Here is a 20,213-nt window from a genome sequence, read left to right on the forward strand (position 1 = left end):
GATGATGAAAATAAAATTGAATGTAGCGTTTTTTGTAATCATGCTCTTTGCCTTGAATATGGCATTAATAGCGCAGGATCATGGTAAAATTTACGAAGGGCCGGATGATCCGGCGGGCGATATTGAAGCCGAACGCGAGGGCTACATGAACGGCAACCGCATCCTGCTTTATTTTCAGAACACGACCGAACTGGCCAAATGGACGCCCACCTACAGAGGCTCGCAGTGGTCGCGCTGGCCCAATACTTACGACGGCGTACGCATGTTAGACGGCATTGCCCTGTTGATCGGCGCCAAAGTGTACATCAAAAACGATTCCATTCCTGTTACCGATTTTGAGGCTATTGCCAATGGCCAGTATGACGATGTGTTGTATTACCTGCAGACCAGCTATCGGGAAGAGATGGATCGTAATCCGACAGGCACGGTGGAATGGGGATTGTACCCGGTTTATGGCTATTTCAACGAACTGAGCGAATATCCGGCCATGAGCAATCACAAGGAATCGTGGCCTCCGGCCGGATGGCCATCCACCGGGCGCTCTTTGAAATGGCCGGGCGAATGGAACGGTCGCTTTGGGCGCGGGGTCATTTATGCCGATCTGGAAACCTATTTTGTAGCCAACGACGCTCAAGACCTGGAATATTTGGGGCCGGACGATCGCGTTAAATACTATCCGAGGCGTAAATACGATGCGCAGGGAAATATTATTCAGGATATTCGCATCGGCGATATTCGACCCGAAGTCAGCATCCAGAAAGGCGAGCCCTGGGGCGGCCTGGGAATTCGCGTGGAACAGCGCGGCTTTCAATGGAACAACCCGCAAGCGCGCGACGCCATCTTCTGGGAATACAATATTGCCAATATTTCCGAATATACCCTGCCGGAAGTGGCTTTTGGTTACTGGGTGGATAACGGCATCGGCGGCGAATCGGACGACGAATTAGGGTATTTTGACACCAAAATCGATATGGCCTATTCCTGGGATAAAGACGGTAAGGGCGAGGCCGGCAAACCCACCGGCACCATGGGATTCGCCTACCTGGAATCGCCGGGCATCCCTTATGACGGCAAAGACAATGATGAGGATGGACTGGTGGACGAAAGGCGGGATAATCCCACGGCCGGCGAATTTGTGGGACCCTATGATGGGATCGATAATCTGGAGAATTTCCTTGATTTTTACAATTTGAAAGAAGAAGACCTGCGCCCACACTGGTCCAGCGATGAAGACCAGGACTGGGAAGACGGCAACGACCTGAACGGCGACGGCGTTTATCAAGCCAATGAGTATGCCGGCGACGATGTGGGACTGGATGGCGTTGGCCCGCAAGAATTAAACTACACCGGTCCCGACGAAGGAGAATGCAACCACATGCCCGATTACAAACAGGGCGTGGGCTGCGAGCCCAACTACAACGCCACCGACGTAAGTGAATCGGATATGGTCGGTCTTACCTCCTTTTACATGTTTCCCGTTCCCCAACATAATCCGCCGTACACGCGCTGGTTTCGCAACGATCAATCGATGTGGGAATTAATCGGTCAGGACAGTCTGGTAGAATATCTGGGCAATATTTCTAATTTAATCGAAACGTTTGCATCCGGGCCGTTTCCCCTTTACCAGGGCAGAGAAGAACGCATCTCTATGTCCGAATTGCACTCGTTTGACGCGCTGGAAGGATTGAACTCCGATGAGCACTCGGCTCCCGCTTTGTACGAGGTTAAACGCATTGTGCAGGTTATTTACGAAAAAGACTACCGATTTGCCCAGCCGCCTAAAATGCCTACTTTAACGGCTACGCCCCTGGACGGCAAAGTCATTTTAACCTGGGACAATGTGGCCGATACCAGAACGCGCGATCCGTTTCTGGGCAACGTTAATGATTTTGAAGGATACAAACTGTTTCGAGCAACCGATAAAAAGATGTCGGACGCGCAGGTCATTACCGATGGATTTGGCAATCCCATTTACCTGAAGCCTATTTTTCAATGCGATTTAAAAGACGGCATTCAGGGCTTTGCCGATTATGGCGCCATTAACGGTATTCAGTACAATCTGGGCTACGACACCGGCATCGTACACCACTTTGTGGACGAAAATGTGCAAAACGGGCGTACCTATTACTATGCCATTGTGGCTTACGATTACGGCGCGCCGCATATTGGCCCGGGCATTGCGCCTTCGGAGAACAATATTGTCATCGAACTGGATGAGGCGGAAGAGATCCGCCGCCTGGAAGACGGTTCGCTGGCCATTGGTCCCAATGTGGCCGTGGTAACGCCGCGTCAGGACGCCGCCGGTTACGTGCCGCCTTCGATCGATCAACAGGATGATCAACCGATTCTGGGCACCGGTAAGATCGAACCAGAAATTTTAGCGCGCAACAGTTTAAAAATCGATCATACTTATAAAGTTAAGTTTCAGATCGACACCTTGCTCGATGTGCCATATTACGATTTTGCCATTCGCTACACGACCAATGGACTGCGCATTTACGATGTAACCGATGGCAATAAACTGGTTTACGAAGAGACGCCGGAAAATTATGCTTACAGCAATCTGGTTTATCGTGACACCCTGGATTACTGGACTTTAAAAACAGGCAAAACCATCAGCACCGATATTTTCGACGGCCTGCGGCTTAACATCACCCAGGAGGTGGAGCTGGCCGAATTTGACGCGCGTAAATCCGGCTGGTTAAACGGCGACGCGCCGCTGATTATCAATCCAGCTTCTGACGATAACCTTGTGATGCCCTGGGACTATGAAATCGTCTTTACGGCAAACGATTCCGCTTATGTGGGGCGCGTAAACAGTCAACACATCAGAGACGAGCAAAATGTTAGAATTAACCGTACCAAATTATTATTCCATCAGAATTTTAATTTCTACGTTTTGAATAAATCTTTCATGGATTCCGCCGGCAATTATTTAAAGATGGACCTGGTGGTGGAAGATCGAAACTATAACCGCCAGTTTGATATCGAAGATCGCATACTGGTTGGCGATCTGAACACGCGCGGCTATTGGGCGGCAACGGCTTTTTCTTTTGAATTTGCGACATCGGATAGCGCCGACCTGCCGCAAGCGGACGATGTGTATCGTGTTTATCATAAACGGCCATTCTGGATTTCCGACTCCGTGACGTTCACAGTTAAGCCGGAGGGCGCGCTGAATGAAACGGTATTAAAATCGACCATGGATGACATAAAAGTGGTGCCCAATCCCTACATTGCCACCAACGCCATGGAACCGGCCGTGGCCAATCCCTTTTTAAACCAACGCCGAAGACTGATGTTTACGCACATCCCGGCGCAGTGCACCATCAAAATTTTTACGGTAAGCGGCGTGCTGGTGGATCAGATTGACGTACAAAACGAACCGAGTAACGGCATTGTGCACTGGGATTTGAAAACAAGAGAAGGATTGGATGTGGCCGCCGGCATGTACATCTATCATGTAAAATCTTTGAAAACCGGCGATGAAAAAATCGGCAAATTTGCCATCATTAAATAGGCAGCGATTTTTAAAGTTTAAAAGTCAAATGGAGTGATAGAATGGAAAAAAGAATTTGCACCATATTTTTGTTCGTGTTCCTGTCGTTTACGTTAAGCTTTGGGCAAAAACCGTATCGTGTGGGAACAACGGCCGCCAACTTTCTGGAAATCGGATACGGTTCCGCAGGCAGCGCCATGGGAGACGCCTGCGTGAGCTCGGTGAGCGATGTTTCTGCGGTTTATTGGAATCCGGCGGCGCTGGCCTTTTTGCAAAAGAACGAGGCGCAGTTTGTCTTTCAACCATGGATTGCCGATATTTCCACGGCTTTTGTGGCCACCAGCGTCAACATCGCCAACATTGGCACCCTGGGCTTTCATCTGATTCATGCTGGTTACGGAAATATCGAGGTGACCAATTTGAACGCGCAGGAGGGCACGGGCGAATTTTACAGCGCCGACGAATATGCTTTTGGCATCACTTACGCCCGACAACTAACCAACTGGTTCTCCTTCGGCGCTACCGGAAAATTCATCGCCTCTAAAATCTGGCACGTTTCGGCCAGCGCGCTGGCCCTGGACCTGGGCGTGGTCGTTCAAACGCCGTTCTTTTCCACAACCGGGCAACGAAAGGATGGCCTGCGCGTGGCCATGAGCATCGCTAATTACGGTTCGCGTATGCGCTACGACGGCCTGGATCTGGTCTATCCCATCGATCCTTTGCCCGACGAAAACGGCAACTATGCCGATGTGCCCGGTCAATACCGCCTCTCTTACTGGGAATTGCCGCTCATCTTTCGCATCGGCGCCTCGCTGGATGTGGTTAAAGCGGAGCATCACACGCTTACCCTGGAAGTGGACGCCCTGCATCCCAACAACAACTCCGAATCGGTGAACATCGGAGGTCAGTACGCTTTTAAAATACCCACCACCGGCGTGTTCTTTTTGCGCGGTGGATTTAAAGGCCTGTTCATGGATGAATCGCAATACGGTTTAACCCTGGGACTGGGAATGATTAAGTATTTGATGAACAATATTAGCCTTAAAGTGGATTACGCCTTTAGAGACGTTGGCATTCTGGGCAACGTACACAGCTATTCAATCGGCATTGTATTTTGAAAGAGCGGAGAGGTGATCAATCGATGAACAGAGTTTCGAAATTTATTTTAATTGTGGCTGGCTTTGCCCTGGCTGGCGTCGCCCTGGCTGGCATCGTCGTTTTTCTCTCGTGCGCCAAAAAAGAGGCCACACACAAAGAGACTCTTGTGGCCCGTGTAAAGGACAGAACCATTTCGGTAAACGAGTTTATTCGTCGAGCGGAATACACCATCCGTCCGGCTTACTGTCGGGGCGACAATTACATCCATCGTAAAATTGTTCTCAATTCGCTCATAGCCGAAAAACTAATGGCTCTGGAAGCCGGCGAAAATAATGAATTGACAAACAATCATGAATTTCAGCAATATCTATTGGGCCGAAAAGAGCAGGCCATGCGTCAGTGGCTGTTTTACGAAGTAGGCATCAGACCGGTAAAATTAGATACCGCAGAAATACGCAGACTTTACAGCGTGGCAGGTCGCGTGTACCGTGTTTCCTTTCTTAACTGTCCCGACCATGAAACCGCCCATGACATTTACCGAAAACTGACCGTGGGCAAGATTTCCTTTGAACAGATGGCCAGAGAGCTCAGCGCAAAGAAAAATGTTCCGCAAAAAGAGATTAAATTCGATGCGCCCGAGCCGGATGTGGTGCACCAGGCCCTTTACGAGCCTTCGATTAAAAAAGGCCAGCTCATTGGACCGTTGGAAGTGGCCCCCGATAGCTACGTGATTTTACGCGTCGATGGCTGGCGCTCTTATCCGGCGTTAACCGACCAGCAGCAAGCCGATCGTTTAAAACAGGTAAAAGATAAGCTCACCGAACGGCAGGCCATTGCCCGCTACGAAAAATTCATCGGCCAATTAATGGGCGATAAAAAACTTCAATTTAATCCAGAAATATTTAAGCGTCTGGTGAATATCCTGGGGCCAGAATATTTTAAGACGGAAAAAGAAAAAAAAGAGATGTTCAACAAAAAATTCTGGAATAAGGATAACGAAATGATGGTGCGCAAAAACGGCCTGGAGCAATTAGGCGAAATGGCCGGCCAGACCTTTTTTACCATTGATGGCCAGGCCTGGACGGTGGAAAGATTCATGGATCATTTGCAACGCCATCCTCTGGTTTTCAGGAGAAAAAAGTTTCCCCAGAACCAATTTGCCCGGCATTTCAGACAGGCAGTGGCCGATATGATTCGCGACTACTATCTTACCCGGGTCGCCTATGAGCGGGGCTACGATAAAATCCCCGAAGTGCAACGCTATGAGCAGATGTGGAAAGATAATTTGCTGGCGCTTTACCACAAAAAACAATACCTGGATCGGCATGACATTAAAGGCAAAAAAGGCATGGCCATCATCAAAGAGGTGCTGGATCCCTATGTTGCGCAGTTGCGTCAAAAATACCAGGATCAAATCGAAATTAATACCGATGCTTTTGAAAAGATTAAACTTACGCGCATCGATATGTTTGCCATTCAACCCAATCAGGCCTTTCCGGTGGTTGTGCCTTCTTTTCCGCAACTAACCACGCACAACATGCTGGACTATGGCAGAAAAATGGATTATCCGGAATCCGGAAAAGATTTGTAAAGGAGATAAATCAGATGAAAAAACTACATCTACTTCTGGCGATCTGGTTGCTTATCTTTTATGCAGCAGGCTCTTTATTTTCTGCGCCAAACGATGAAATTGAAAAGAAGATTCAAACTTTGCTCAGTCAGATGACCTTAAAGGAAAAAGTGGGGCAGATGACGCAAATTACCCTGGAAGTAGTTTCTTTGAAACGGCCGGACGGGTCTTTTGTGAACAGCCTGGATGAGAACAAATTAAGACAGGCGATTGTCGAATATGGTATCGGTTCCATCATAAATACCGGCGGAGCGGCGAATACAGCCCGAAATTGGCTGGAGATGATAACCATCATGCAAAAAATGGCCACCCAGGAAACGCGGCTGGGTATTCCCATACTTTACGGAATCGACGCCATTCACGGGTCGAATTACATCAAAGAAGCTACGCTTTTTCCGCAGAGCATCGCCATGGCGGCTACCTTTAACAGGCAACTTTCACGCAGAGAAGGCGAAATTACGGCGTTGGAGACCAGAGCGGTCGGCATTCCGTGGAATTTTAATCCGGTACTTGGGCTGGGACGGAATCCTCTGTGGCCGCGTTTCTGGGAAACCTATGGCGAGGATGTGTACCTGACTTCAGAAATGGGCAGAGCGTACATTCTGGGCTTGCAGGGCGAAGATGGCGACATCTCCAGGGCGGATCGCGTGGCGGCCTGCATGAAACATTACGCCGGTTATAGCTTTCCTCTTTCCGGGCACGATCGTACGCCGGCTTGGATTCCGGAACGCCTCATGAGGGAGATGTTTCTCACGCCTTTTAAAAGCGCCGTGGATGCCGGGGTTTACACAGTAATGATCAATTCCGGCGAAGTCAACGGCGTTCCGGCCCATTCAAGCGCCTTTTTATTAACGCGCGTTTTAAGAGAAGAATGGGGCTTTAAAGGATTGGCCGTCAGCGACTGGGAAGACGTTAAACGCCTGCACGACCGCGACCATGTGGCTGCCTCGCCCGAAGAAGCCGTGAAAATGGCGGTTATGGCCGGTCTGGATATGAGCATGGTGCCCTTTGATTTCTCCTTTGCCGAATATCTTTATCAGCTCGTTAAAAAGGGCGAAGTTCCCGAAACCCGCATTGACGACGCTGTGGCCAACATTTTACGCGTTAAATTTCAGGCCGGACTCTTTGAAAATCCCTTTCCCGATCCGCAAAGGCTGCAACTGATCGGCAAACCTGAATTTGCGCAGGTTAGCCTGAGCGCCGCCCGCGAAGCCATTACTCTACTGAAAAACGAAAATAACATTTTGCCCCTACAAAAGGATGTTAAAATTCTGGTTACCGGTCCCACAGCCAATTCCAGAGCCTATTTAAATGGCGGCTGGACGTACACCTGGCAGGGGGACGACGAGCGCTATTATCCCGCGCATTATAAAACCATCTTACAGGCCATTACCGAAAAAGCAGGTCAGCGGAACGTGGTTTACGTACAGGGCGCTGACATTGAAACACAAAAGGATATGGGCGAGGCCGTTCAAAAAGCCCGAGATGTGGATGTAATCGTTGCCTGCTTGGGCGAAGCGACCTATTGTGAAACGCCCGGGAATATCAATGATTTGCATTTGCCTGCAGTCCAGCGGGAGCTGATTCATCAACTGGCCAGAACCGGCAAACCCATTGTGCTGGTGCTGGTGGAAGGGCGGCCGCGTGTGATCAACGACATTGTTCCCAAAACAAAAGGCATTTTAATGGCTTATCTGCCCGGACCTTACGGCTCCGAGGCCATCGCCGAAGCGCTGTTCGGAGAGGTAAATCCATCTGGCAAGCTGCCTTTTACCTATCCAAAACACGTTAATGATCTGGTTTGCTACGACCATACCTATCTCAAAGAATTTGACGTCAATCGTTACGATCCGCAATGGCCGTTTGGTTACGGATTGAGTTACAGCGAATTTGAATACCGCAACCTGAAACTCAGCCAATCCAGAATCAAAAAAGGCGAGGCCCTGCAGATCAGCGTTGAGGTTGAGAACAGGGGAGAGCGCGCCGGCAAGGAGAGCGTTTTGCTGTACGTAAGCGATCTGTATCGCTCAGTAACCCCGCCGGTTAAACAACTTAAAGGATTTCAAAAGATAATGTTGCAGCCGGGGGAGAAAAGGGTCGTTACCTTTACTCTAACCGCCGATGATCTGGCCTTTGTGGGAAGGGACAATCAATGGATCGTCGAGCCCGGGGTTTTTAAGGTTCGTATTGGGGATCAAACGGCGCAATTTGAGCTGGTGGAATAGTGGAGAGAAATAGCTGGAAAAATCACCGGTGATGATATTTGCGCGCCGTTCGGAGAAACTGCAGGACAAAGGCCGTGCATATTCCCTGGTAATCTGCCGTTTATTACATGCGGTCGCGGTGCGCTGATGGAAAATTCTGTATTCATTTGGTTCAGCAAGAAAAATCGTTTTTTTGCGCTTGAATTTAAATACTTAACAGGAGGAAATATTTCATTATGAGTGCGATAGGCCTGACATTTATTGATTGGATCGTCATTGCCATTTATTTTGCCTTTGTGCTGGGCATTGGCCTTTACTTAAAACGCTTCACCAAAACACAGGAAGATTTTTTTCTTGCTGGAAGAAAAAACAACTCGTGGGTAGCCGGTCTGGCTTTTCTTTCTGCCAATCTGGGCGCCCTGGAATTGATGGGCATGACCGGCAATACTTTTAAATACGGAATGTTTGTCGCGCATTTTTACTGGATCGGCGCCATCCCGGCCATGCTTTTCCTTGGCATTTACATGATGCCGTTTTACTACAGCAGCCGAATCAGTTCGGTGCCGGGATACTTAAAACTGCGTTTTGACGAGAAAACGCGCGTTTTAAACGCCATCTCGTTTGCCGTGATGACGCTGTTGGTTTCCGGCATTAATCTGTATGCCATGGCCCTTGTTTTACACACCTTTTTGGGCTGGAGCTGGGATGTGAGCATGTGGGCATCGGCTTTAACAGTGGCCATTTACGTCAGTTTGAGCGGTTTGATGTCCGCCATCTTTACGGAAATTATTCAATTCTTTTTGATCTGGTTTGGTCTGTTTTTAGTAACCATTATGGGCATTATTGAAATTGGCAGCGTGGAAGAGATTTTAGCTCGCGTGCCAGAATCTTTTAACACTCTGTGGTCCACCTCTGCCTCTGCTTCGCAAAATGGAATGATGATTACCTGGGGCGGCATTGTTCTGGGGCTTGGTTTTGTGCTCTCATTTGGTTATTGGACGACCGATTTTCTGGTTGTTCAGCGCGCTTTTTCGGCTAAAGATTTACGTAGTGCGCGTATGACGCCGATTCTCGCTTCCTTTTTCAAAATGGCCTTACCTTTCATCGTCATTTTTGGCGGATTAATCGCGTATGTTCTGGCGCATGATCCCCATTCCGGCTTTCAATTACTGCAGGACGGCAATAAAATCAATTACGATTCGGCTTTGCCGTTGTTGATTGCGCGGTATTATCCCACCGGACTGATTGGGCTGGGCGTTACGGCTCTGCTGGCAGGCTTTATGGCCGGACAGGCCGGCAACATAAGCGCCTTTAACACTGTGTGGACTTATGACATTTACCGTTCGGTGATTAATAAGAAGGCGACAGACGAGCAATTGTTATGGATGGGACGGGCGGCGACCATCGGCGGTATTATCCTCAGCGTAGGAACGGCTTACTGGGCAAAGAGCATGCCGACCATTATGGATTACATGCAAGCCATCTTTTCCTGGGTAAACGCGCCTCTTTTTGCTACCATGCTTTTAGGGATGTTTGTGCGCTGGATTACTCCAAACGGAGCCTTCTGGGGCTTACTGGCCGGAATGGTCTCTTCGTTTTCGCTTTTTATTGCCGTAAAATTTGACTGGTTGGCCAAAAATGTTATAACGCTAACCGATGTTTCCAGCGACATGGCTGCCAACTTCTGGCGCGCCTGGTGGGCCTGGTTGATTACTTTTGCCGTTACCGTTTTGGTTAGTTTTCACACAAAGAAAAAGCAAGACGAAGAACTGGTAGGATTGGTGATCGGTTTAACCGAAGAAACAGTGGATCAGCCGGTGCCTCTGCTGAAAAAACCGGAATTCTGGGCTCTTATCTCATTAGTGGTTCTGGTGTTATTAAATATTTACTTCTGGTAAGATGGAGGTGGCAAAATGACGCAAAACGCAAAAATGAAAACGATCTGGTTTTTTGTCGGTCTGTTGATGGTATTGATCGGCGGCATTATTACGCTGACCGGTGTGTATCTTTATTTCAATCCACAGGTTACGCACACGGCCCTGGCCGAAACCCATCCCAACTTGTGGTGGGGCGGCATTATGATCATTTTTGGCATTATTATGCTATTGATTAAAGATAACGGTGAAGAAACGTGAAATTTATTTATCGGATTTACCTTTTCCTGTTTGCTGTCATCTTTTTCGCCATGTGCAACGCTTCGCTTGATAACGAGGAGGAAGCGAAACAGGAAGAGTGGGCCGAGGCGGGCCTCATTAACCAGCGTCTTGGTCGCGGGATCAATCTGGGCAATGCGCTGGAGGCTCCTAAAGAAGGCGACTGGGGCGTTGTGTTGCAAAGCGAATATTTTCAGCTGATTAAGGAAGCGGGATTCAATAGCGTGCGCATCCCGGTAAGATGGTCGGCCCATGCGAAGGTTGATTCGCCTTTTACAATTGATCCCTCTTTTATGGAGCGCGTTAGCTGGGCCGTTAACCAGGCCTTTGCTAATGGCTTACTGGCCGTTATCAATATTCACCATTACGATGAACTGTTTGCCGATCCGCCGGCGCACAAACAGCGCTTTCTGGCACTCTGGAGACAGATCGCCGAACATTTTCAAAAACATTCACAAAATTTGCTTTTTGAAATCCTCAACGAGCCGCATGATCAGTTAACCCCGGCATTGTGGAACGACTATCTGGCCGGGGCGCTGGCTGTGATCAGAAAAACCAATCCCCTGAGAACGGTAATCATCGGTACAGCCAATTGGGGCGGTATTGACGCTCTGGACGAATTGGTTTTACCGGATGATGACCGCCTGATTTTAACCTTCCATTACTACCAGCCCTTTCAATTTACACATCAGGGGGCTGAATGGGTGTCGGGCAGTGATGCCTGGTTGGGTACAAAATGGCTGGGCGCTCCTCAGGAAATACAGGCCATACAAAAGGATTTTGACAGGGTCAGCCAGTGGGCGGCATTGCATAACATAGCGGTTTTTATGGGCGAATTCGGCGCTTACCGTAAAGCCGATTTTGCCTCGCGCGTGCGGTGGACTTCAACCGTGGCGCGGGAGGCGGAAAAACGTAACTTTAGCTGGGCCTACTGGGAGTTTTGCGCCGGATTTGGCATTTACGATACGCAAAGTAGCTCGTGGTTGAACGATTTGCTAAGGGCTCTTATTCCGCGTTAGTTTTGTTTGAAGGAAAGAAAGAGCATTTCCCATTCGGGCAGACCCGGTGGGCAAGCCGGTGATCATTTTACCATTTTGAAGCAGGATTTACTTGATTTTGGGGTTACCAGGAATTGGTCTTCCTGTTTTTAAAAGTTTGCCTTAAAATTATTGCAAGCTCTTCCTGAGCGCACTGAGCCCGGGGCAGCGCATCCGCAACCAAAAACATTCTTGCAGGGATTTAAGTAACCAGTAGAGGACCCAGAGAAGTCACGAAGGGCGCAAAGTATGTTTAAATTAAAAATAGTTTCTTGTTTCCCAAATTAGCCCTCACCCCCTCATTCTCCCTTTCCCAGAATATTGGTCTGAGAAAGGGGAAGCTTCTTTTTTACGGCAGTGTTCGGGATTTCTGGAATAGGCGTTTTAAATGGAAGAAAAGAGCCTATTTATGAAGGATGGCGCTCCATTGTTCATTTGCTTAAACCGTTGAAACGGTTTCGCTTTTTGTCCCCAATGAGAGGATAGGTTCATTAGGTTCTGCCGTTTTTAGGGGCTGTCCCAAAAGTCAAAGACAATGTATTTTTATAAAGTTTTTCTTTCCCTCACTCCCTTTAATTCCCCCTCTCCCGAAAATCGGGAGAGGGAGAAGGGGAGTGAGGGCTATTGTAATCTTTTTTCTATATTTTGCATATATATACATTTGATGTCGCTTTTGAGACACCCTCCTATAATCATGTCATCCCTTCGGGATTGTTAGGTTAACCATTCAACTCAACCAGTCAGCCATTCATGGAAGATTTTATTCCGATGTACATTGCGTAAACCGTTGAAACGGTTTCGCTTTTGTCCTCAACGAGGCGATCAGGCGATTACATTCCGCCGTTTACTCATTTCATCCCTACGCGATTATGAGATTAAGCAGTCAGCCAATCCACTTAATCTCTTAACTTTTGTTTTCTGGCGGCGGTGTTCGATATTTCACGCAGTAGCCCTTACCCCCTCATTCTCCCTTTCCCAGAATTTTGGTCCGGGGGAGTGGGAAGCTTCTTTTTTCACATCAGTGTTCGGGATTTACGCATTTAAAAAACTCTTCGCACCCTAAAGCGCCTTCATCTCTTTTGCTTTTAATCCTGTAAAAAGTTAATTTTAAAAACCATAAAAAATCATACGGGACGTTATGGAACACTTTTTTTTAAAACAAAAAACCCTGGGCGCCCTCCAGTTTGAGCTGGAAGAGCTGACGGTTGTTGCCGTAAATCAACGCGCTTTGCAAATTTTGAACAAACGCCCGGAAAAAGTTAAAGGAAAAAAAATAACGACCTTTCTGGCCGGCATGGATCAAATTAAAGAACGTCTGCACACCAGGAGCCGCGAAATACTGTGGGAAGGTTTTCTGGTTAACTTACGTACGCCGGTATTTGCCTCGGTTCTCCAGGATGGAAAGTGGGGCGTAATTGTCTTTGTCGATTCGCCAGCCCCGGATGCCGACAATTTACAGTTCTTACCTTACTTAAGGCAGATTGTCGGCAGCATCGATTATGATTATCTGGCGCTCGATCTGAACGGCGCGCTTCTGGGAATGACCAGAAATTTATGTCGCGAACTGGGCTATGAAACGCATCAATTATTAGGAAAAAATATTCTGCAAACCATTGTTGCCGAGGAGCAAAACGATATCTGGCGCCTTTTGCTGCAGAACGCCTCCAGCAAAATATCGCACCTGCCCATGATGCAAACGCGCTTTGTGCATCGAAACGGTAAGCGAGTTGATTTTATTCTTTCTGCCAGAATCCTGTATGACGGGCAAAAAAAGCCGGTAGGCATGGCCGCCACCTGCGTTAATTTAGCCGAAATCAGCGAACGCATTTTTCAGCGCAAAAAAACGGGCATGTTAGAAGGAATTATCGCCCGTATCTCCTCCATGTTTGCCCAGAGTCCCTCGTACAAGCTGGACGACTGTATTAACGAAACTTTGAAAATAGTGGGCGAGTATGCCGGCGTCGATCGCAGTTACGTTTTTTTATTCAGGGAAAACCTACAGATTATGGATAATACACACGAATGGTGCGCGCCGGGCATTGAGCCACAAATTCAGAATTTGCAGGGCCTGCCTTCAAAGTTAGTGCCGTGGTGGATGAAGTTTCTGTTGCGTAACGAAATTATTCATATTCCGCAGGTTAGCGCCCTGCCGGAAGAAGCGTCTTCAGAAAAAGAAATTCTTGAAGAACAGGACATTCAGTCATTGATTGTGGTGCCGTTAACCGAAGGCGAAAATTTAATTGGCTTTATCGGTTTTGATTCGGTACGCCGGGCCAAATTCTGGGCGCCAGAAGACATCAATCTGTTAAAAATTGTTTCCAGCGTTTTTGTTAGCTCGTTAATCAGAAAAAACGCCGAACTCTCCCTGGCAGATAGCGAAAGAAGGTACCGTACCCTCTTTAACATCGCGCCCGATTTAATTTTTGTGCTGGATGACGGGGGACAAGTCCTTTCATTGAATCCGGCTTTTAAGAAAATTACCGGCCACGAAATCGAAGAATTTTTAAAAACACCTTTTGTTGAACTCATCGTCGAAGAAGATCGAAGCGTTTTTAAAGAACAACTTGAGATTTGTTTAAGAGGAGAAGCCCCTCCGTCCCATGAATTCCGCATTCGGGGATACGACGGAGAAAAGGTTGTTGACTTAATCCTGATTCCACTGCAAGAAAAGGGAAAAGCGCGGGTAATTTTTGGGATCGGCAGGGATGTGACCGAACGAAAAATACTTGAAGAAAGTCTCCGGCGCGCCGAACGATTAAAATCTATCGGCACACTGGCCGGCGGCATTGCGCACGATTTTAACAATATTCTGGAAATTTTACTGGGCAATTACACCATTTTAAAAGATGCGCTGGCGCCTGACTCCGAATTGTACTTTTCGTTAGAGCTCATCCGCCAGGCCATTGAACGCGGAAAGAACCTTGTTCATAATCTGCTTACTTTTGCCAGTAAAAAAGAGCCGAAATACATTGTATTGGACCTGAATAAAGAGATCATGCATGTTGTGGAGTTGTTGCAGCAAACCACGCCGCGCGCCATCTATTTTGATTTACACTTGAGCGAGGAAAGGATCTGGATACGGTTTGACCAGGTCCAGATTCAGCAGATGATTTTAAATTTGTGTTTGAATGCCATCGACGCCATCAAGGCTAAAAAGCCACAGGGAACGATTACGATCAGAACGAAAGTCCTCTCAAAAGAGGCTATAAAATCAATTCCCCGCCTTTCCGACATCTCGCATGTGGCCCTGCTTGAGATTGAAGACGACGGCATCGGAATTGATGATCAGACGCAGAAATTTTTGTTCGATCCTTTTTTTACCACCAAAAAACGGGGCACCGGCCTGGGGCTGTCAGTGGTTTTTGGCGTGGTTAAAAGCATTAAAGGGCATATTCAGATCAAAAGCGTTCCGGGCGAAGGGAGTTGTTTTTCCTTTTATTTGCCGATGACGGCCCCCGCAGAACAGCCGGTAAAAAAAACCGTTCAAACAGAGAAGAAAAGTCCCGTGCGTCACGGTAGCCAGGCGCGCATTTTGTTGGTAGAAGACGACACGCTCCTGAGCAAGATGTTAACTTACATTTTAAATCGCTACGGTTACAGAGTTCAACAGATTTATTCGGGACGTCAGGCGCTGACCTATTTCGAAAATCATGCGGATGAGATCGATCTGGCCATTCTGGATTACGATATACCGGAATTAAACGGCTGGGAATTAGCCCAAAAAATTTTGCAACGCCGCGTCGATTTAAAAATCATTCTGACCAGCGGATTTCTGGATCCTGAGGTAAGAGAACGTATCGAAGAACACGATGAAATTAAGTTGTTCGAAAAGCCCTACGAACCCGAACAGTTATTAGAATACTTGATTGATTATCTCGATCAAAAATGAGTTCCTTTCAAAAAAAGATCGGCTGTTTTTTTGCAGCCAATAAAATCCATTTTTTAAAGCAAGCGCATTTAAAATTGAAAAAGGAAACTTATGAAAAAAATTAAAACTGAAATTTTAATCGTCGGCGCAGGAGCCAGCGGCGTGTGCGCAGCCATCCAGGCGGCGCGCATGGGACGCAAGGTGGCGCTGGTGGAAGAATCGCCCTGGCTGGGCGGCATGCTGACCGCCGCGGGTGTTTCGGCCATTGACGGCAACCATAAACTGCCTTCCGGATTGTGGGGGGAGTTTCGCAGCAGACTGTACGACCATTACGGCGGCCCCCAGGCGGTGGAAACCGGTTGGGTGAGCAACACGTTGTTTGAACCAAAGGTTGGGGAGCGCATTTTGCGCGACATGGCGCTCAGCGCGGGAGATGTGCATCTATTCCATGGCTTTTTTCCTGTAGAAGTTTTAATGGAAAAAGACAGAATTATGGGCGTGCGCTTTAGTAACGATCAAAAGCAGCAAATGGAAATTCGCGCCCTTTACACGATCGACGCCACGGAATATGGCGACGTTATCGCATTGAGCGGCGCGGAATTTCGCTACGGTCGCGAAAGCGCGGCCGAAACCGGCGAACCCGGCGCTCCTGCAAAAGCAGATCGCTTTGTTCAGGACCTGACTTATGTGGCCGTTTTAAAAGATTACGGCCCCGATGCGGACAAAACCATTTCCAGGCCGCAGGATTACGATCCGCATGAATTTAAAGGCTGTTGCCGCGAATGGGGCGATGAGTTTCAGAAAAATACAATTGACGCCCAAAGGATGCTGGAGTACGGACGCCTGCCCGGCGATAAGTTTATGATTAACTGGCCGCGCAACGGCAACGATTATTTTTCCCATTTAGCCGTGATGGATCGGGCCGGTCGGCTGGCCGAAATCGAAAAGAGTAAAGCCGTTACTTTGCGTTTTGTGTACTTCATCCAGCAGCAGTTGGGTTTTAAAAATCTGGGCCTGGCCGACGATGAATTTCCGACGTCGGATCGCCTGGCGCTCATTCCCTACATCCGCGAAGGTCGAAGAATTGTCGGTAAATCAACCTTGAAATTGCAATATATTTTGCATCCCTATTCCGCAGAGGCCGCAGGACTTTACCAGCAGGGCATTGCCGTAGGGAACTATCCGCTGGATCATCACCATGACAAAGCGGGCATTGCGGTTGATGAAGAATATGCGCCCATTCCGGCTTTCAATGTGCCCTTTGCCTGTCTGATTCCACAAAAAGTACGAGGATTAATTGCAGCAGAAAAGAGTATCTCCGTCACGCACATGGTGAACGGCTGCACGCGCCTGCAGCCGGTTGTCATGCAGATCGGTCAGGCGGCCGGCGCCGCTGCCGCGCTGGCCGTTGAGAAAGATCGGCCGGTAGAAAAATTGAATGTGCGCGAACTGCAGGAAACGCTTTTGCAAGCCGGAATGTGGTTGATGCCCTTTACCGACGTCACGCCCGAGCACTGGGCGTTTAAATCGTTGCAGCGCGTTGCCCTGTGCGGACTTTTAAAAGGGCAGGGTAAAGCAAGCGACTGGGCTAACGAATTTTACATCTTTCCCGAGAAACCTGTTACCGCCCGGGAGGCGGTTGAGGCCTTAAGTGCGTTGAATCCGGAGTTTAAGGTAAATAATGATCTCCATTTCCCGGAAAACCTGGAGCATTCCTTAACGCGCCAGGAGGGCGTGCGTATGATCTGGCAGGCGCTTGGCTCGCCAAAAGAAAGCGTTAATCTGTTTTTAAACGATGTGCAGGATTTAGCCGTTGATTTTATTCTGGCTCAAAATCTGGGAGCGCCGTGGATCGATTTCGAAAAGGAATTATTTTACCCCAAGGAACCTATGACGCGCTCTGTATTTGCGCATTTGATCGACCATTTGTTCCAGCCTTTTAAAAAGCCGTTATTTTTTGAATGAAAAAATAACCAGCGTGTAAAACATAAACTTTTGGAGAATCTTTAAAATGCACAGAGCTTCTTTTTTAGGTTTAATCCTGTTCTTGCTTATCGCACCGGGACTCGTTCAGGCACAAAGTGTTGCCGATCCCGATCCGCAACGCTTTGTTAAGGAAATTGATCATTTTATCCGCTACGATCAAAAGAATAGCTTTCCGCAAAAGGCCGTTCTTTTTATCGGTAGCTCCAGCATTCGTTTGTGGAAAACGCATCTGGCCTTTCCGGAAATACCGGTCATTAATCGCGGCTTTGGCGGTTCGCACATTTCCGATGTTTTGTTCTATTACGAAAAGCTGGTTAAAAAATACCAACCGCAAACCATCGTCTTTTACGCCGGCGACAATGATATTGCAGCGGGAAAATCGGTGGAACAGACGGTTGCCGATTTTAAGACCTTTGTGGCAAAGGTTAAAAAAGACCTGCCCTTTACAAAAATCATCTATTTGCCCATTAAGCCATCGTTGTTGCGCTGGAATTTCTGGCCGGCCATGCAAAAGGTGAATCAGGTCATCAGCAATATTTGCGCTGCAGATTCAATGCTCAAATATGTTGATACGGCATCCGTTTTATTGGACGACTCCGGTAAGCCAGATAGCACGTTTTTCATGGAAGACGGTTTGCACTTGAATGAAAAGGGCTACCAGAAGTGGAACGCCCGTTTGAGTCCCATCTTAAATATACTAAACCATTGAAATGGCATTCAAAAGGTGAGTCGATCCAGTAGAGTAAGCTAATCTATGCAATAAAAAAAGAGGCACCATGAAAGCAATTGTTATTATTTCGGTTTTATTCAGTTTTGCATTTTTTACGCGTTGCGCCCAACATCCCTATCCCGAAGAAGTGCGCCAGGCGCTTGAACTGGCCGGCCCCAATCGTGGGGAACTGGAAAAGACGCTGGAGCATTACCGCCAGACGGGCGATTCTTTGAAATTAAAGGCCGCATTTTATTTAATAGGCAACATGTCCGATAAAGGATATTTTATTTACACGCTTAAGGACACGGCCGGCAACGAGGTAGCATTTAATGTTCTGGATTATCCGGATTACAGGACCATGGTAGCCGCCTGGGATTCCATTGCCGCCATCCGTGGCGAACTCGATTTTGAAAAAAAGGAGTTTATTAAAGACCTACATGTCATCAAAAGCGAATTTTTGATCCGCAATATTGATCTGGCTTTTGAAGCATGGCAAAAAAAGCCGTGGGCGCGGTTTTTGACTTTTGAGCAGTTCTGCCGCTACATTTTGCCGTATCGGGGCAGTAACGAACCGCTGGAAGATTGGCGCAGCTATTTTTATGAGAAATACCAATGGCTCGACTCCGCATTCGCTTCTTCAAACGATGTGGCGCAGATCGCCGCGGCCATTAATAACGACTTAAAGTCGTGGTTTAAGTTTGATGATCGATTTTACCGGCATCCCACCGATCAGGGTTTAAAGGAAATGTTAAGAAATAAGATGGGCCGTTGCGAAGATATGGCCAACCTGGCCATTTTTGCCATGCGGGCCAATGGATTGGCCGTAACCAGCGATTACACGCCTTACTGGGCCGACGCGGCCAACAATCACGCCTGGAATGCCTTAATCGATCCTTCCGGTCGGGCTATTCCTTTTATGGGAGGCTTGTTTAATCCGGGCGCTTATTCATTACCCAACCGTATCGCCAAAGTCTATCGCAAAACGTTTGAACATCATAAAGAGAATTTAATCTTTAAAGTAAAAAACCGCCGTAAAATACCACGCTGGCTGGCCGGCAAAAGCTACATTGATGTGACAACTCAATACGTGCCCACGGCAAATGTGGAATTAACTCTGGAAAAAGAACGACCCGATTCCGTTCGTTTTGCTTATTTGTGCGTCTTTAACAGCGGCGAATGGAAGGCCATTCACTGGGCGGAAATTAAAGAGGACAGAGCTGTATTTACCGATATGGGAAAGGATCTCGCCTATCTTCCCGCTTATTATCTGGATCAAACGATTGTTCCGGCAGGCCCGCCCTTTATCCTGCAGAAATCCGGCAACATCTTAAAATTGATTCCCGATACGGCGTCCACCGCAACGCTCAAGTTGATCTCCACCATGAAGCGCATAACCACCCAGGCCACGGATAGTAAAAAGAAGAGTTTTCTGGAAAACGGCGCTGCGTATGAACTGTTTTTCTGGGACGGAGATTGGCAGTCGTTGGGAACGAAAGAAGTGCGGCAAAACCAACCGCTGGTTTTTGAAAAAGCGCCGTCCAATGCGTTGTACTGGCTGGTTAAAAAAGGCTCCAAAAAGTACGAACGCATCTTTATTTACAGGGACGGGGAACAAGTGTGGTATTAAAAAGGAATTTTATCCAATGTAGCGGAGCTGTAATCAAATAACCATCCTTTTTCACGCAAATTTTGCAGATAATAGCAAAAAAAATAAAAAAATTCGCGTTAATCTTCGCGAGCTGGTGAAAGTAAATTCTTCCACCATGAAAAAAGGAGAAGAATCTTAAACTATTCAATCACTAAGGTAATTCAAAAATAGTCGCATCTCGCAAGGGGGGAGCAGACCTTACGAAAGAAGTATTCCTAAAACAATTGCGCCAGACACCTTAAGATTGTGGGGAATGAAACAGAAAAGGCATTGATGGAGCGTCTCCACAGAGTAAAAATATTCTAATTTTTTAGATTCAATTTCTCTTACACCAGTCTCCTGTCAGGAAAGAATTTACACAAAAAATTAGACTTGACT

11 protein-coding genes are annotated in these 20,213 nt (G+C 47.6%); all 11 read left to right on the plus strand.

The window, feature by feature from the left end; all coding sequences use genetic code 11:
• Position 1 precedes the first annotated feature (1 nt).
• The 11 genes from Cabys_RS09145 to Cabys_RS09195 all read left to right on the plus strand — a co-directional run bounded on the left by Cabys_RS09145 (position 2) and on the right by Cabys_RS09195 (position 19,814).
• The gene (locus tag Cabys_RS09145; protein WP_150109302.1) at positions 2-3,520 is read left to right on the plus strand and encodes a fibronectin type III domain-containing protein; all 3,519 of its coding nucleotides are present in this window, start codon (positions 2-4) and stop codon (positions 3,518-3,520) included.
• A 41-nt stretch (positions 3,521-3,561) separates the two neighbouring features.
• On the plus strand, positions 3,562-4,617 hold the full coding sequence (locus tag Cabys_RS09150) for a PorV/PorQ family protein (protein WP_006930050.1): 1,056 nt from the start codon (positions 3,562-3,564) through the stop codon (positions 4,615-4,617).
• 23 nt (positions 4,618-4,640) lie between these two features.
• Positions 4,641-6,188, plus strand: coding sequence for a hypothetical protein (locus Cabys_RS09155; protein ID WP_006930051.1), 1,548 nt, complete (start codon positions 4,641-4,643; stop codon positions 6,186-6,188).
• A gap of 14 nt (positions 6,189-6,202) precedes the next feature.
• Positions 6,203-8,452, plus strand: coding sequence for a glycoside hydrolase family 3 N-terminal domain-containing protein (locus tag Cabys_RS09160; RefSeq protein WP_006930052.1), 2,250 nt, complete (start codon positions 6,203-6,205; stop codon positions 8,450-8,452).
• 215 nt (positions 8,453-8,667) lie between these two features.
• On the plus strand, positions 8,668-10,329 hold the full coding sequence (locus tag Cabys_RS09165) for a sodium:solute symporter family protein (protein ID WP_006930053.1): 1,662 nt from the start codon (positions 8,668-8,670) through the stop codon (positions 10,327-10,329).
• A gap of 33 nt (positions 10,330-10,362) precedes the next feature.
• Entirely contained in the window at positions 10,363-10,566 is a 204-nt protein-coding gene (locus Cabys_RS09170; protein WP_150109371.1) for a hypothetical protein, read from the plus strand.
• Positions 10,563-11,603 (plus strand): glycoside hydrolase family 5 protein, encoded by a 1,041-nt coding sequence (locus tag Cabys_RS09175; protein WP_006930055.1) that lies wholly within the window; start codon positions 10,563-10,565, stop codon positions 11,601-11,603. The genes Cabys_RS09170 and Cabys_RS09175 overlap by 4 nt, the downstream gene beginning before the upstream one ends.
• Positions 11,604-12,759: 1,156 nt before the next feature.
• Positions 12,760-15,510 (plus strand): PAS domain S-box protein, encoded by a 2,751-nt coding sequence (locus tag Cabys_RS09180; protein ID WP_006930056.1) that lies wholly within the window; start codon positions 12,760-12,762, stop codon positions 15,508-15,510.
• 90 nt (positions 15,511-15,600) lie between these two features.
• Positions 15,601-17,454, plus strand: coding sequence for an FAD-dependent oxidoreductase (locus tag Cabys_RS09185; protein WP_006930058.1), 1,854 nt, complete (start codon positions 15,601-15,603; stop codon positions 17,452-17,454).
• A 46-nt stretch (positions 17,455-17,500) separates the two neighbouring features.
• Positions 17,501-18,184, plus strand: a complete 684-nt coding sequence (locus Cabys_RS09190; RefSeq protein ID WP_006930059.1) for a GDSL-type esterase/lipase family protein — start codon at positions 17,501-17,503, stop codon at positions 18,182-18,184.
• Between the two features lie 67 nt (positions 18,185-18,251).
• Positions 18,252-19,814 carry a transglutaminase-like domain-containing protein gene (locus Cabys_RS09195; RefSeq protein ID WP_006930060.1) on the plus strand — a complete coding sequence of 521 codons (1,563 nt, stop codon included), beginning with the start codon at positions 18,252-18,254 and terminating at the stop codon, positions 19,812-19,814.
• Positions 19,815-20,213 lie beyond the last annotated feature (399 nt).

Source organism: Caldithrix abyssi DSM 13497, assembly GCF_001886815.1.
Lineage (GTDB): Bacteria > Calditrichota > Calditrichia > Calditrichales > Calditrichaceae > Caldithrix > Caldithrix abyssi.

What these genes read in the sequence shown, in the direction of transcription:
- Cabys_RS09145 (WP_150109302.1), top strand. Translation starts at nt 2, where the DNA reads ATGATGAAAATAAAATTGAATGTAGCGTTTTTTGTAATCATGCTCTTT.
- Cabys_RS09150 (WP_006930050.1), top strand. Translation starts at nt 3,562, where the DNA reads ATGGAAAAAAGAATTTGCACCATATTTTTGTTCGTGTTCCTGTCGTTT.
- Cabys_RS09155 (WP_006930051.1), top strand. Translation starts at nt 4,641, where the DNA reads ATGAACAGAGTTTCGAAATTTATTTTAATTGTGGCTGGCTTTGCCCTG.
- Cabys_RS09160 (WP_006930052.1), top strand. Translation starts at nt 6,203, where the DNA reads ATGAAAAAACTACATCTACTTCTGGCGATCTGGTTGCTTATCTTTTAT.
- Cabys_RS09165 (WP_006930053.1), top strand. Translation starts at nt 8,668, where the DNA reads ATGAGTGCGATAGGCCTGACATTTATTGATTGGATCGTCATTGCCATT.
- Cabys_RS09170 (WP_150109371.1), top strand. Translation starts at nt 10,363, where the DNA reads ATGAAAACGATCTGGTTTTTTGTCGGTCTGTTGATGGTATTGATCGGC.
- Cabys_RS09180 (WP_006930056.1), top strand. Translation starts at nt 12,760, where the DNA reads ATGGAACACTTTTTTTTAAAACAAAAAACCCTGGGCGCCCTCCAGTTT.
- Cabys_RS09185 (WP_006930058.1), top strand. Translation starts at nt 15,601, where the DNA reads ATGAAAAAAATTAAAACTGAAATTTTAATCGTCGGCGCAGGAGCCAGC.
- Cabys_RS09190 (WP_006930059.1), top strand. Translation starts at nt 17,501, where the DNA reads ATGCACAGAGCTTCTTTTTTAGGTTTAATCCTGTTCTTGCTTATCGCA.
- Cabys_RS09195 (WP_006930060.1), top strand. Translation starts at nt 18,252, where the DNA reads ATGAAAGCAATTGTTATTATTTCGGTTTTATTCAGTTTTGCATTTTTT.